This is a genomic window from Mycolicibacterium holsaticum DSM 44478 = JCM 12374, assembly GCF_019645835.1.
GTDB classification, from domain to species: domain Bacteria; phylum Actinomycetota; class Actinomycetes; order Mycobacteriales; family Mycobacteriaceae; genus Mycobacterium; species Mycobacterium holsaticum.
Window position 1 is genome coordinate 1700691 of the sequence record NZ_CP080998.1, and the last position, 12514, is coordinate 1713204.

The 12514-nt window shown below is 63.9% G+C and carries 13 protein-coding genes; 5 read left to right on the top strand and 8 right to left on the bottom strand.

Features of this window, described 5'->3' with window-relative positions; all coding sequences use genetic code 11:
- Window positions 1-237 precede the first annotated feature (237 nt).
- Both K3U96_RS08235 and K3U96_RS08240 read left to right on the top strand, forming a co-directional pair.
- Entirely contained in the window at window positions 238-1296 is a 1059-nt protein-coding gene (locus tag K3U96_RS08235; RefSeq protein WP_220692674.1) for an LLM class flavin-dependent oxidoreductase, read from the top strand.
- Window positions 1297-1325: 29 nt separating this feature from the next.
- Window positions 1326-1964 (top strand): nitroreductase family protein, encoded by a 639-nt coding sequence (locus K3U96_RS08240; protein WP_220692675.1) that lies wholly within the window; start codon window positions 1326-1328, stop codon window positions 1962-1964.
- Between the two features lie 36 nt (window positions 1965-2000).
- On the opposite strand, the gene K3U96_RS08245 is transcribed toward K3U96_RS08240, so the two are convergent.
- Complete coding sequence (locus tag K3U96_RS08245) at window positions 2001-2894, bottom strand: mycofactocin-coupled SDR family oxidoreductase (RefSeq protein WP_220692676.1); 894 nt, start codon at window positions 2892-2894, stop codon at window positions 2001-2003.
- A gap of 25 nt (window positions 2895-2919) precedes the next feature.
- Window positions 2920-3684 (bottom strand): SDR family NAD(P)-dependent oxidoreductase, encoded by a 765-nt coding sequence (locus tag K3U96_RS08250; protein WP_220692677.1) that lies wholly within the window; start codon window positions 3682-3684, stop codon window positions 2920-2922.
- A 192-nt stretch (window positions 3685-3876) separates the two neighbouring features.
- Here K3U96_RS08250 and K3U96_RS08255 point away from each other — a divergent pair, with 192 nt between their 5' ends.
- Complete coding sequence (locus tag K3U96_RS08255) at window positions 3877-4425, top strand: hypothetical protein (protein ID WP_220692678.1); 549 nt, start codon at window positions 3877-3879, stop codon at window positions 4423-4425.
- Between the two features lie 44 nt (window positions 4426-4469).
- On the opposite strand, the gene K3U96_RS08260 is transcribed toward K3U96_RS08255, so the two are convergent.
- From K3U96_RS08260 to K3U96_RS08280, 5 genes are all read right to left on the bottom strand, one after another.
- Window positions 4470-5540, bottom strand: a complete 1071-nt coding sequence (locus tag K3U96_RS08260) for a phosphotransferase (protein ID WP_220692679.1) — start codon at window positions 5538-5540, stop codon at window positions 4470-4472.
- An 11-nt stretch (window positions 5541-5551) separates the two neighbouring features.
- The gene (locus K3U96_RS08265) at window positions 5552-6391 is read right to left on the bottom strand and encodes a mycofactocin-coupled SDR family oxidoreductase (protein ID WP_220692680.1); all 840 of its coding nucleotides are present in this window, start codon (window positions 6389-6391) and stop codon (window positions 5552-5554) included.
- Window positions 6392-6421: 30 nt separating this feature from the next.
- Complete coding sequence (locus K3U96_RS08270) at window positions 6422-7633, bottom strand: cytochrome P450 (RefSeq protein WP_220692681.1); 1212 nt, start codon at window positions 7631-7633, stop codon at window positions 6422-6424.
- 111 nt (window positions 7634-7744) lie between these two features.
- The gene (locus tag K3U96_RS08275) at window positions 7745-8593 is read right to left on the bottom strand and encodes an acyl-CoA thioesterase (protein ID WP_220692682.1); all 849 of its coding nucleotides are present in this window, start codon (window positions 8591-8593) and stop codon (window positions 7745-7747) included.
- 65 nt (window positions 8594-8658) lie between these two features.
- Window positions 8659-9381: a TetR/AcrR family transcriptional regulator gene (locus K3U96_RS08280; RefSeq protein WP_084223711.1), complete on the bottom strand. Its 723-nt coding sequence runs from the start codon at window positions 9379-9381 to the stop codon at window positions 8659-8661.
- 123 nt (window positions 9382-9504) lie between these two features.
- On the opposite strand from K3U96_RS08280, the gene K3U96_RS08285 reads away from it, so the two are divergent.
- Together K3U96_RS08285 and K3U96_RS08290 are read left to right on the top strand one after the other, a co-directional pair.
- The gene (locus K3U96_RS08285) at window positions 9505-10692 is read left to right on the top strand and encodes an acyl-CoA dehydrogenase family protein (RefSeq protein WP_220692683.1); all 1188 of its coding nucleotides are present in this window, start codon (window positions 9505-9507) and stop codon (window positions 10690-10692) included.
- A gap of 9 nt (window positions 10693-10701) precedes the next feature.
- Window positions 10702-11484: an enoyl-CoA hydratase gene (locus K3U96_RS08290; protein ID WP_220693448.1), complete on the top strand. Its 783-nt coding sequence runs from the start codon at window positions 10702-10704 to the stop codon at window positions 11482-11484.
- Window positions 11485-11682: 198 nt separating this feature from the next.
- Here the strand turns inward: K3U96_RS08290 and K3U96_RS08295 are convergent, their stop codons facing one another.
- The gene (locus K3U96_RS08295) at window positions 11683-12513 is read right to left on the bottom strand and encodes an acyl-CoA dehydrogenase family protein (protein ID WP_220692684.1); all 831 of its coding nucleotides are present in this window, start codon (window positions 12511-12513) and stop codon (window positions 11683-11685) included.
- Between the last annotated feature and the right edge of the window lies 1 nt (window position 12514).

The window sequence follows — 12514 nt, forward strand, 5'->3', positions numbered from 1 at the left end:
TTCCGCGCGCCGGTTTCCGGGGCGCTATCCCGTCCGTCGGCGCGGGAACTTTCGATCACGATTCGATCTTCCATGGGAGGTCTTCCTGCGCTACAACCGGCTGGTGATTAAAACCGACATCGGTGACTTTTTAGCATAAATCCCGCAAAACGTCGACTAAAAGAAACGGATGAGGTAACAATTGGTACCAGCCAAACTGTCGGCGGGCGGCCGCCACGAACGAACTGGAGAGAGACCATGAAGGTCGGCATGCATCTGGGTTATCAGAACCTCCACGGCGTCCCCGACGTCGAGAGCTTCATGAAGGAGTCGAAGCTCGGCGTGGAAGCTGAAGCCATGGGCTTCGACTACGTCGGCCCCGTCGAGCACCACTTCACCGACTACGGGGCCTGCCCTGATCCCTTCCAACTGCTCTCTTGGGTGGCCGCCAAGACCAAGACGATCAATTTGGTCACCGCCGCAGTCATCCTGCCTTGGAACAACCCGCTGCGCGTCGTGGAACAGGCGATCGAACTCGATATCCTGTCCGAAGGCCGCCTGATTCTGGGCTTTGGCCGAGGCGCCGCGCGCCGTGAATTCCGTTCCTTCGGGGTAGAACTCGCCGACTCCCGCGAGATGTTCGACGAGGCAGCGGTCATCATCATGGAGGGCGTTGAGACCGGAATCGTCGAAGCCGACACCAAGTGGTATCAGATCCCTCGCACCGAGATCCGCCCTCGCCCCTTCAAGTCCTTCAAAGACCGGACCATCATGGTGACGATGTCACCAAGTTCGGTAGACGTCGCAGCCAGATTCGGGCTCAAGGCGCTACGCTTCTCCCAGGGAGACTGGCGCAATGCCATTCCCGAAATCACCCAGTACCGGGCCAATTTCAAGGCGTTGCACAACAAGACTGCGCCGCCGTTCATCATCTCCGACTTCGTCTGCTGCTTCAACGATAAGCAGCGAGTCGCCGACTACACCGACAACTACTTCGCCAAGATGTTCTCCACCGTCGCCAACCACTACGAGTTCATGAGCGATCACTTCAAGGATCTGCCGTCGTACGCGGCCTGGACCGCCATGGGGCAGGCGGCTGCAGAAGCCGGCGGACCGGAGAAGGCCTATCGCGACTACATCTCGGGAAACATGATCGGCACGCCCGAGGAACTCGTCGAGCATCACCGCGTCCGCAAAGAGATGGTCGGCGACTACGAGATGCTCGCCAACTTCAGTTGGGGCGGGATGCCATACGAGCTGGTCTACGAGCAGCTCAAGCTGTTCGCCGACAAAGTTCTGCCTGACTTGAAGGGCTGAGTTCGCAGTGGTCTGTCGGACCGACTGCGGTGAAACTGAATCTTTCTGTCGATGAGGTGCTCTCGACGACCAGGGGGGTGGGGCAGCGACTCGACGTGACGCGGCCGGTGTCGCGTGCGGTGCTTGAAGAGTGCCTCGAGTTCGCGCTGCAGGCACCCAACGGCGCGAACCGCAACGAGTGGCGCTGGATCATCGTCGACGACAGAGCCATGGTAGCCAAGGTGGCAGCGGAATACCGAGCCGCGATGGATTTTTACCAGCAAGGCCAAGTCGGCAAGCCGGCATTGACCGATGGGGTGCCGGAAGGCGACAAGATCACGGCATCGGCTTTCGCCCTCGCCGACAAACTGCATCAGATGCCGGCGATCCTCATACCCCTGATGCCTGGCCGGCCGGAGGGCAGGACCGTTGTCGAGCAGTCTCCGATGTGGGGTTCGATCCTTCAGGCGGTCTGGAGTTTCCTGCTCGCCCTGCGTGAGCGCGGTCTTGGCTCGGCGTGGACCACAGTCTCCTCGCGGCGGGAGCCTGAAATCGCCCAGATACTCGGCATTCCCCACGATCGCTACACACAAGTGGGAATGTTTCCGATCGCCTACACGATCGGCACCGACTTCAAGAAGGGCTATCGCAAGCCAATCTCGGAAGTCCTGACCTACAACAGTTTCTGAACAGCGCGGACCGCGATCGGTCTGCGCCCCGCCCGATTACTGCCCGGGACCGTTGGGCCATTTGATCAGAGTGCCCGCATCGATCGGAATACTGGTTCCGGTCATGTGTTTCGACTCATCCGACGCCAGGAAGAGCACCAGCTCGGCGACGTCTTCGGGTTCGATCCACGCGGTGGGCAGGGCGTGATAGAACTCCGAGGCGGGTTGGAAGTCGGCTCTGCTGACGGGACCTTCCAGGTCAGGGCGAAAGACCTGGTAGATGCCATCGTTGTTCATCAGATGGGTGTTGCAGTTGGTCGGATGCACGACATTGACTCGGATTCCAGTCGGCGCCAGATGTAGTGCCATCTGCTGGGTATAGCCGACCAACGCCTGCTTCGACCAGCTGTACCCGGCGCCGCCAGGCCCCATGATGACGCGAGGATCGGCGGTCACGCTGAAGCTGCCTGGGAGCAGCGCCGCCGTGGACCCGGTGATGACGATCGACGCCCCAGTGCCCGCGGGCAAAAGGTACGGTACTGATACCGCCAACGTGTTCATCACGCCGATGAGATCGACGTCGACGGCATCTTGGAAGTCCAGCGGCTGGGGGTCACCCATGGCCATCGGAAGGATGCCGGCATTGGCCATAACCGTGGTGAGTTGGCCGAGCTGGGCCAATCCGTCCGCCAGTGCGTCGGCGAGTTGCTCGCGTTGACGAACGTCGGCCTTGGCCGTCACGCAGGCCCGACCCTCCTTTTCGACGAGGCGTTTTGTCTCCCCGAGGTCATCCCAGCTGGCCATGGGGTAGGGGTTCGACTCGATGTCCTCGCAGATATCGATCGCGATGATGTCGGCACCTTCGCGGGCCTGTAACACCGCGTGTGCACGGCCCTGGCCGCGGCCGGCGCCGGTGATGAACGAGACCTTCCCCGCCATGCGTCCTGCCATGAATCCTCCTGTGCGGTGGGAAACTTCAGAGTGTACGGAACAGGCCGCCGTCGACAAGCACCTGCGCACCGTTGATATACCCGGCGGCATCGCTGGCCAGGAACACGCATAGGCCGACCAAATCCTGTGGCACGCCAATTCGCTTCATGGGGTTGATCGCAGCCGCGGCGGCCTGGCCCTCGGCGCCCCACGCCTTCGACATATCGGTGTCGAATGCACCGGGCATCACAAGATTGGCGCGCACCTTCGGCGCCCATGCTCCGGCCAGCGCCAGCGTCAGCGCGTTCAACCCCGCCTTCGCCATGGCATACGGAAGGTCGGCTGCGTCGGGACGCAGGGTCCCCGCAGATGTCACGTTGATGATCGATCCACCATCGGCCTCTGCCATTCGGGTGCCGAAGAGAGCCGATAGGCGGAACGGTCCACGGGCGTTGACGGCCTGAACCTTGTCGTAGAGCTCTTGGGTCACCGTCGTCAGATTGTCGTAAACCGGCGACATCCCTGCGTTGTTCACCAGTACGTCGCAGCGACCAAACGTCTCGTAGACCGTCTCGAACAGGGCATCCGCGTCCTCCCACCGTCCGACGTGGCAGGCGAACGGTAGCGCACGTCGGTTGGTACTGGCCTCGATCTCCTTGGCAGTCAGTCGGCAATTCTCCAGCTTGCGACTTGCGATGACGACTTCTGCACCTGCCTCCGCGAAGCCTTGGGCGACGGCACGTCCGATTCCGGTGCTACCGCCGGTGATCACCACGACCTTGCCCGTCAGATCCAGCAATTCAGTCAACATCTACTTGGCTCATCGGTTCTTCGCTCCGGTTCCGCAGAGACGCGAGTATTGGTGTGGCACTGGCGAGTAATTAAGTCGCCTAGATCCCGCTGCTAGCTAAGCGTAGATGTACGACTGAGTCAACTGTTCTTTGCAAGCCAGCGCGTTTCCAGTACCTTTGCAGCTTAGGCATTTGACTAAATAGGAGACGCCGTGACGTTCGTCGAACAAGATTCCGCCTCAGAGCGGTATCGGCTCGATGTGATGGCTACCAGAATCGCAGACACCGTGAACTGCGCCGGTGGCTGGATCTTCGACCGCGCCATGGATGGGTGGGACATAACAGTGTTCGTCGCCTTCGACCACAACGATGCCCGGCCGCTAGAGATCCTCGGTGCGAAGGTAGCCGATCTGGCCCGCGTAGCCGACCGGCCGGAGCGATCACCAGAGGCGTTAAGCGTGGCCGCGGATCTCTATGCGACGGATGGGAGGGTGCGGTACGCCGTGCGCAAGGCTTTTAGGCGACGCACTCCGGAGATCACCTTGTGGGGGAACCAAACTCCGCCGGAGCTGAAGCGTGGGGCGGTCGTCGTGCAGCATCAACTTACGAATGCGGCAAGAGCTTTCAAGGCCCACGCCCTGGCGGCCGCCGGCATTCACAGCGGCTCGGTGGATCCGGTGGAAACCCTCAGCAGGGCGCGGCGCAATTCGCGGGTGGCACAGGACAGCTTCGATGACCGACATCTCGTGAGGCTGGTATGAAACGCTGCGCAACACGGAGACCCTGGTGGGCTGAGTTGCGGAACTTAGGCGATGGCGTCGATGGCCGCGCGGGTGTCCAGTTCGACGAACGCCGCCGCATACCGTTGCGCCAGCGCGAGGCAGATGTCGGCGTCCTGCCAAGCATCCCCGCCCGACAGCGTCGCCATCCAGATCGCCAGCCCATGTGCGACGGATGCCCGGTAGCGCAGCCAGATCTCTTCGGCCGCAGGCAGTTCCGCCGACGGCAGCGTCAGCGCATTGCGGTACTCCTCGAGCAGGCCGCGCTCGCCGCCTCTGCGGTCCTCGATCGTCAACGCTCCCTGCAGGAAGTAGCCGACGTCGAGTGACCAGTTGCCGCGCCGCGCCATCTGCCAGTCCAGGAATCCGACCTCGTCATCGGGCAGCACGTAGGTGTTGCCGATGTGCGGATCGCCGTGCAGCAGAGTCTGTGGCGCGCTGGTCAGGGTCCCGATGTAGCGCGCCCAGATGTCGACGAACAGTTCGGTTCCGCTCAGCGCGGGGATCTCGGCGGGAACGCTGTCGCCCAACCGCTCATGGGCGATGTGCAACGGCGCGTGCTCGAGCCCTTCGAACGCGACGAACGGCTCGAGCCAGCCCAGTGCCGGTTCGGTCGCCAAGCGCTCACCCCAGAACCGGCTGTGCATGCGCGCCAGTCCGCGCACTCCGCTGGCCACCTGCTCGACCGTCATCGGCCGCGTGGAGTCGCGAGGGTCGGCGCCGCGGGCGACGACGTCCTCCATGATCATCAGGAAGTTCCTGACGTCCTCGTCGATGAGCGCCGCGTAGACCGCCGGGTGATCCAGCGGCAACGCGACACCCGACATGAACAGCCGCGGCTCGTGATACAGCCCACTGGTCAGCGCCACCAGGTCGGCGTGTTCGGGGTCGACGGCCTTGGCGAACACCGTCGCAGGCCCGCTGCCCGCTGAATACGTCAACGCCAACCGGGCACGCCGATTGGTGCCGTCGTCGCGAAGCGCCACCCTCACCGTGTCGACAACGACCCCCGGATGATCACGCGCGAGTGCCGCCGTCATCCATTCCGGGCCGATGTCTTCCCATTCCCGCGGCAGCGAAAGCTCCGCGACAGCCATGTGTGCGGCTCCTACTTCAGGCAGCTGCCGCCGTCGACCGGCAGCGTGACACCGGTGACGAAGCGCGCCTCATCCGATGCCAGGAACAGCACCGCGTTGGCGATGTCCTCCGGCTCGACCCAGCCGATCGGCAGCGTGTGCATCATCTGGCCGACGACCTTCATATCCTCGGGGCCCGGGTTCTCCAGGTCGGGCCGGAACAGCCTCATGGTGCCGTCGTTCATGAACAGCGGCGTGTTGACGTTGGTGGGATGCACCGAGTTGACGCGGATGTTCTGGGCACCGAGTTCGACGGCGAACGTCCGCATCAGGCCCACCACACCGTGTTTGGCGGCGACGTAGTGACCCGTGTGTGGGTAGGCCTTCAGGCCACCGACCGAGCTGGTGAGGATGATCGAACCGCCGCGGCCGCCCTCGAGGATGTGCGGCACACCCGCCTTGACGGTTTTCCACACTCCGCCGAGGTTGATGTCGATCATCGCCGTCCAGTCTGTTTCGCTGGTCTTGTCCAGCGTCTGGCCGCCGTTTCCGATGCCGGCATTGGCCACGATGATGTCCAGCCGGCCCAGTTGCTCAACACCGGTGTCGACCGCCGCCTTGAGCGCGTCGTAGTCGCGGACGTCGACCTCGGCCGTGTAGATGCGGCGGTTGTAACCCTTGACCAGATCGGCGGTTTCGGCGAGGTCCTCGGGGGTGGAGGCGTCGATCAAGTCGACGGTGTCGATCTTCTTGCAGATGTCCACCGCGATGATGTCGGCGCCCTCCTGGGCCAGCCGCACCGCATGGGCGCGGCCCTGACCGCGCGCCGCGCCGGTGATGAAAGCGACCTTGCCCTCAACACGTCCCGTCATCGGTTACCTCAATTCGTTGTCGTTGCAATGTCAGGAAACAAAGGTGGGCATGGACTCCCAGCCCCGGACCGCGGTGGTCTGAGACGGACGCGCGTTCGGCCAGTCGACCTCCCACGTCGGGAACCTCTTGAGAATCTCCTCGAGCGCGATCTTGCCCTCCAGTCGCGCCAGCGCGTTGCCCATGCAGAAGTGCGTGCCCGCACCGAACGTCATGTGCGAACGCTGTTCCCGGTGAATATCGAAGACGTCGCCGTCGGGCGGGAAGCGGCGATGGTCGCGGTTGGCCGATCCGACGAGCATCAGCATCGCCGAACCCTCGGGCACCGTCTGACCGTAATACTGGACGTCTCGGGTGACGTAGCGGGCGATCTGCAGCGCGGGGGGTTCCCAACGCAGGATCTCTTCGACCGCCTGGGGGATCAGGCTGGGATCGGCGACCAACTCGGCACGCTGATCCGGGTAATCGGCGAGTGTCTTTCCCGCCCAACCGATCAGACGCGTCGTCGTCTCGCTGCCAGCGGTGGCGATGACCGTCAGGTACATCAGCAGCTCTTCGCGGCGCAACTTGCGCCGTGTCCCGGTTTCGTCCTCGAACTCCGCGTTGAGCAGGTCGGTCATGATGTCGTCGGAAGGATGGTCGGTGCGGTAGTCGATGAACTCGGCGAACACCTCACCGGTGGCCATCAGGTCGACGTTGTCGCTCTGCAACGTCGCTTCACCGTGGTCGGTCACGCGACGCTGGTCTTCTTCCGGAATGCCAAGCAGCATACCGATAACCCGCATCGGCATCTGCTCGCCGAGATCGTTGACGAAGTCAAATCGGTCCGTGCCCGCCAGCGGATCCAGACAGCGGGCGGTGAACTCACGGATCTGCGGTTCCAACGCGAGCACCTTGCGCGGGGTGAACACCCGCGACAGCAGGTTTCGGTGGATGTTGTGGATCGGCGGGTCCTCGAAAATCAGTGTGCCGGGCGGGATCTCCATCCCCGACTTGATGATCTCGAGCAGCGCCCCGCGACCGGAGATGAAGGTCTCGTGATCGATGACCGCCTTGTTGACGTCTTCGAAACGGCTCAACGCGTAGAAGTCGTGTTTGTCGTTGTAGTACAGCGGGGCCTCTTCGCGGAGGCGGGCGAACACCGGGTAGGGGTTCATGTTGAGGTCGATGTTGTACGGGTCGTAATACAACTCGGCTTCCGTCCCGACGTTTCGCACGTCGGGGTTGTCAGCACTGATCGTCACGGGTTCGCCTCTCGCTGGACCAGGATCGCGTAAGACATCGGCCTTGATTTTGTCTCACAACTTTGGCATTCGCGGTCCGCGGGTGTCAACCAGACAATCGTTTTGAGCAATTTATACTCTCCGCTTAGTAGAACGTCCTTCTCGGCGATGGGCCGAGAAGCGCAGCAGCGCTTCCTGGGCGTACGAGGCGACCAGGAGGCCGTCGCGGGTCAGCACGTCACCGCGCCCGAAGCTGCGGCCGTGCGCCAGCACCGGGCTGTGCTGCCTGAGCAGCAGCCAGTCGTCGGTGCCGAAGGGCCGGTGAAACCACAGCGTGTGAGAGGTGACCGCGGACGTGAAGTCCGTACCGTTGCCGCGCTGGCCGACGCCCTCCATGGGGCGCAGCGCGGTACCGATGAGGGTCAGGTCTGTGGCATATGCCGTCAGCGCCGGCGCGAGGTCGGCGTCCACCTCGGGGGTGCGCATCCAGAACTCGAACGTCGGCGGACCGGTCGCCGTGGTGTTCAGATCGACCGTCGCACGTGTCTGCCAGGGGATCAGGTCAAGGCGCAGGTCGTGCTCAGAACCCAGCAGCGGCGGCACCGGTTCGACGTCCTGATGCTCGAAGCCGGTCTCGTTGGCGTGCATGCAGATCGACGACGTCGCCACCACACCGTGTCCCTGGGTGGCCGTGATCGTCAGCGCGGCGAAGGAGCGGCCCTCATGGTGGCGGGTGGCCACAAACGTGATCGGCTCGGCGGCTTGGCCCTGGGTGGTGAACACGGCGTGTTGGGACTTGATCGGCTTGTCCGGATAGGTCAACGATGCGATCCGCAGGAACTGCGCGAGCAGCTGACCACCAAACACCCGGTGATAGTTCAATTGCTGATTGCGACCCTGATATTCGACTTCGCCGCCCTCGGATGCGGTCTTCGCGGTGAGATCGAGACAGGCGAGCAGATCTCGCCAGGAATCGGGCACTCGCCCAGTGTAAGTCAGGCTCTCAACGGTCGAGAACGTAGTTCTCGAGAGAACGTCATTCTCGGCTAGGACGCGGCGAACCCGTTGGCGCAGAAGTCCCAGACTTCGTCCGCGGTGATGGGTTTGGCGGCGCCGACGTCATCGGTCTCACCGCTGTTCTGCGCGACGAACATCACGGTCTGCATGGTCATCGCGGCCATCCGCTTCGGGTTGACGCCCTCGCGCAGTTGGCCGGCGGCGCTGGCCTCTTCCATCAGCTCGGTGAGCAGCGCCAGCAGGGGAGCGTGGGCGATCTTGACCTCGGACGGATGGGAGACCAAAAGACGCGGCGCGAAGTCGGTGAACAACGGGCGTTTCGCGGTCGGATCGGGCCGCGAGGACTCGAACAAGAGCTGGATTGCGACCTTCAGGCGTTCGATCGGCTCGTCCTCGGTCGTGGTGGCCGCGCGGATCTGGTCCGCCGATCGGCTCAGCGCGTCTTCGAACAACGCGAGCAACAGCTCATGCTTGCCGTCGAACTGCAGATAGAAGCTTCGCAGGGACTGACGCGAGCGATCGACGACTTCTTGCACCGTGAAGTCGGTGCTGCCCTTTTCGATGATGATCGCCTGTGCGGCGTCCAGGAAGCGCTGCACGCGTTGCGCGGCCCGAAGCTTCGCCGTTTTAATCGATCGCTCGACCGCGCGCTGTTTCCAGGCTGGTTCCTCGCTGGGGCTGGTCACCGGCGACTCAGATGCGTGCCGATTCGAGAGAACATGAACTGACTGTACCGGAGAACGCCTTGCCATTGCGGTCCTGAACCCCCTCGCGGCCAACGTGTCAGAGATTGTAACTTTCTCACGATGAGAATAGTATTCTCATTTTGTACATAACAGTAGGCCTTACCAAAAATTTGATCCAGCGGGAGTGCTGTGCAGCTCACCTTCGATGCTGAGGTCGAGGCGTTCCGCGCGGAGTTCAACGCCTTTCTCGATGAGAATCTTCCGTCGGATGCCGAGGCGCTCGCGCGTTCGTATTCCAGCAGCGACGTCCCCGCATGGGCGCGCGACTGGCAACGCCTCATGTTCGACAACGGCTGGTTGCTGCCCGGCTACCCGCCCGAGTTCGGCGGCCGCAACGCCACCCTGTTGCAGCAGTACGTGCATCAGCAGGAACTGGCGCGCCGACGGGTCTATCTGACCTTCAACCCGCAGGGCGTCGGGATCATCTCCGCATCGCTGATCTCGTTCGGCACGCCTGAACAACAGCGCCGCTGGGCGGTGCCGATCCTGCGCGCCGAGATCACGGCCTCGCTGGGGATGAGCGAACCCGGCGCCGGATCCGATCTCGCCTCGCTGCGCACGCGGGCCGCGTTCGTATCGGATGCCGACGGCGGTCATTTCGTGGTCAACGGGCAGAAGGTCTGGACATCGGGCGCCCACGACGCGGACGTGTTGCTGACCTTCGTGCGCACCGATCCCGATGCGCCCAAACACAAGGGCATCAGCGTGCTGTTGATCCCGACCGATCTGCCGGGCGTGGTGCGACGGCCGTTCGCATCGGTGTGCGACCAGAACGACCTGGACTTCAACGAGGTCTTCTTCAACGACGTGCGGGTGCCCGCCGAGAACCTGGTCGGACCTCTCAACGAGGGATGGCGGGTGGCCAGCGGTTCGCTCGGACACGAACGGAACATGTTGTGGCTCAGCTACGCCGACCGGCTGGCTGAGCTCGTCGAGGATTTCCGGCCCGCCTCGGTTGTCGACCGGGACCGGTTCGCGACGCTGGTGATGGACAACCAGGCGCTTCGCCTGCTCGGCTCGGTGGCGCTGGCACGAGCGGCCCGCGGCGAGGAAGACGTGTCCGCGCTGTCGGTGCTCAAGCTGATGGGCTCGGAGGCCTCGCAGCTGGCCACCGAGTGTGCGTTGAACGCAACGGGCGTCGACGGTCTGGCTCACCCGACGATGTCGGGCTCGTACAGCGCACAGCACCTCGACGCGTACCGGTGCGGCTGGTTCGAGCGCTATGTCCGGTCGTTCGGCGGCACCATCGCCGGCGGAACGTCTGAAATCCAACGCAACATCATCGCCCAGCGGGTGCTGGGCCTGCCCCGAAACTGAAGGATGACAATGTATATCGACTACGAGGTCACCGACCGCATCGCGACCATCACGCTGAACCGGCCCGAGGCGGCCAACGCCCAGAACCCCGAGCTGCTCGACGAACTCGACGCGGCATGGACCCGGGCCGCAGAGGACAACGAGGTCTCGGTGATCGTCTTGCGGGCCAACGGTAAGCACTTCTCGGCCGGCCACGATCTGCGCGGCGGCGGGCCGGTGCCCGACAAGATCACCCTGGAGTTCATCATCCAGCACGAGGCCAAGCGCTACCTCGAGTACACGCTGCGGTGGCGTAACGTGCCCAAGCCGTCGATCGCAGCGGTGCAGGGCAGGTGCATCTCCGGCGGGCTGCTGCTGTGCTGGCCGTGCGATCTGATCATTGCCGCCGACGACGCGCAGTTCTCTGATCCCGTCGTGCTGATGGGCATCGGTGGCGTCGAATACCACGGCCACACGTGGGAGTTAGGGCCCCGCAAGGCCAAGGAGATCCTGTTCACCGGCCGGGCGATGACCGCGGAGGAAGTCGCCGCCACCGGCATGGTCAACCGCGTCGTGCCGCGCGACGAACTCGATGCCGAGACCAGGGCGCTGGCCGAGCAGATCGCCAAGATGCCGCCGTTTGCGCTGCGCCAGGCCAAACGCGCGGTCAACCAGACACTGGATGTGCAGGGCTTCTACGCGGCGATCCAGTCGGTGTTCGACATCCATCAGACCGGCCATGGCAATGCGCTGAGCGTCAGCGGCTGGCCGGTGCTGGTCAACCTCGACGAGATGAAGGCCAACATCAAATAACTTCCCCGCGAGCGTGCGTGTCTGTGGTCGACACGCCGTGGAAAGTCGAGAGTTTACGCACGCTCGCCGAAGCGGTCGGCACTTTCTGCCGGGCTCGCACCTGTACTCGCGGCGGCCGTGAGCGTGCGCGAAGTCGTGCAAAATTGCGGCGTGTCGCCCGCAGACACGCACGCTCGCGGTAAAGGGGGAGGGGGCGCGCTACAGGTTCGCCAGGCGGGGCACCGAGCCGCGGGCGCGCAGACCGGCGCCCGCCTTGCGGGTGAGTTCCTTTGTGTTACCGAGTAATCCGTCGAGCACCATAGCTCGCTTCACGTGCCGATGCAGGTCGTGCTCGGCGGTGAAGCCGATACCGCCGAGCACCTGCTGGCAGTGCCTGGCCGCGGTCAGCGCAGCCTTGCCCGCAGCGGCCTTGGCCAGCATCGCGGTCAGGTCGGGACTTTCGGTCCCGGGCAGGATCAGCGTCGCCTCGGCGCCTTCGATGGCCACCAGCGTCTCGGCCAGCCGGTGCCGGACCGCCTGAAACGACGAGATCGGCCTGCCGAACTGGACGCGATCCTGTGCATGCTGGCGCGCCAGTGTCAGCATCGCCCTGGCCGAGCCGACCAGCCACCAGCCCACCGCCCGGCGCGCCTCACCCATCCGCATCAGCTCGCCGTCGGGAACCGGGCGAAGTGGCAGCCCACCGAGTGTGGCATCGCCGGCCCCGTGTTTGTTTCCCGTCGCTTCGCTCGCCCCGTGGCGTTCCCACACCACCCAGCCGCCGCCGGCGTACGGCATGGGCGGGGTTCCACCAGGCAAGCCGCCGATGGTCTCCAGCAACACGTCGTTGAGAACCGAAGCGTGCGAACCTGTCTCGCCGAGCAGCCGGAACACCAGCGGGATCGCCTGATCGGGCACCTCGGAGAGCATGTCGGCCCAACCCAGTTCGGCCAGCGCCGCGTCGAGATCGGCACCGCTCGTGGACAGCATCGTCTTGCGCAGCGCGTCTTCGAGCAGGTCCAGAGATTCCGGTTCGGTAGTCGCGGGCATG

Bases quoted from the DNA above. Each gene is read 5' to 3' on its own strand.
- K3U96_RS08235 (WP_220692674.1), top strand. From the start codon at position 238: ATGAAGGTCGGCATGCATCTGGGTTATCAGAACCTCCACGGCGTCCCC.
- K3U96_RS08245 (WP_220692676.1), bottom strand. From the start codon at position 2,894: ATGGCAGGACGCATGGCGGGGAAGGTCTCGTTCATCACCGGCGCCGGC.
- K3U96_RS08250 (WP_220692677.1), bottom strand. From the start codon at position 3,684: ATGTTGACTGAATTGCTGGATCTGACGGGCAAGGTCGTGGTGATCACC.
- K3U96_RS08260 (WP_220692679.1), bottom strand. From the start codon at position 5,540: ATGGCTGTCGCGGAGCTTTCGCTGCCGCGGGAATGGGAAGACATCGGC.
- K3U96_RS08265 (WP_220692680.1), bottom strand. From the start codon at position 6,391: ATGACGGGACGTGTTGAGGGCAAGGTCGCTTTCATCACCGGCGCGGCG.
- K3U96_RS08280 (WP_084223711.1), bottom strand. From the start codon at position 9,381: ATGGCAAGGCGTTCTCCGGTACAGTCAGTTCATGTTCTCTCGAATCGG.
- K3U96_RS08290 (WP_220693448.1), top strand. From the start codon at position 10,702: ATGTATATCGACTACGAGGTCACCGACCGCATCGCGACCATCACGCTG.
- K3U96_RS08295 (WP_220692684.1), bottom strand. From the start codon at position 12,513: ATGCCCGCGACTACCGAACCGGAATCTCTGGACCTGCTCGAAGACGCG.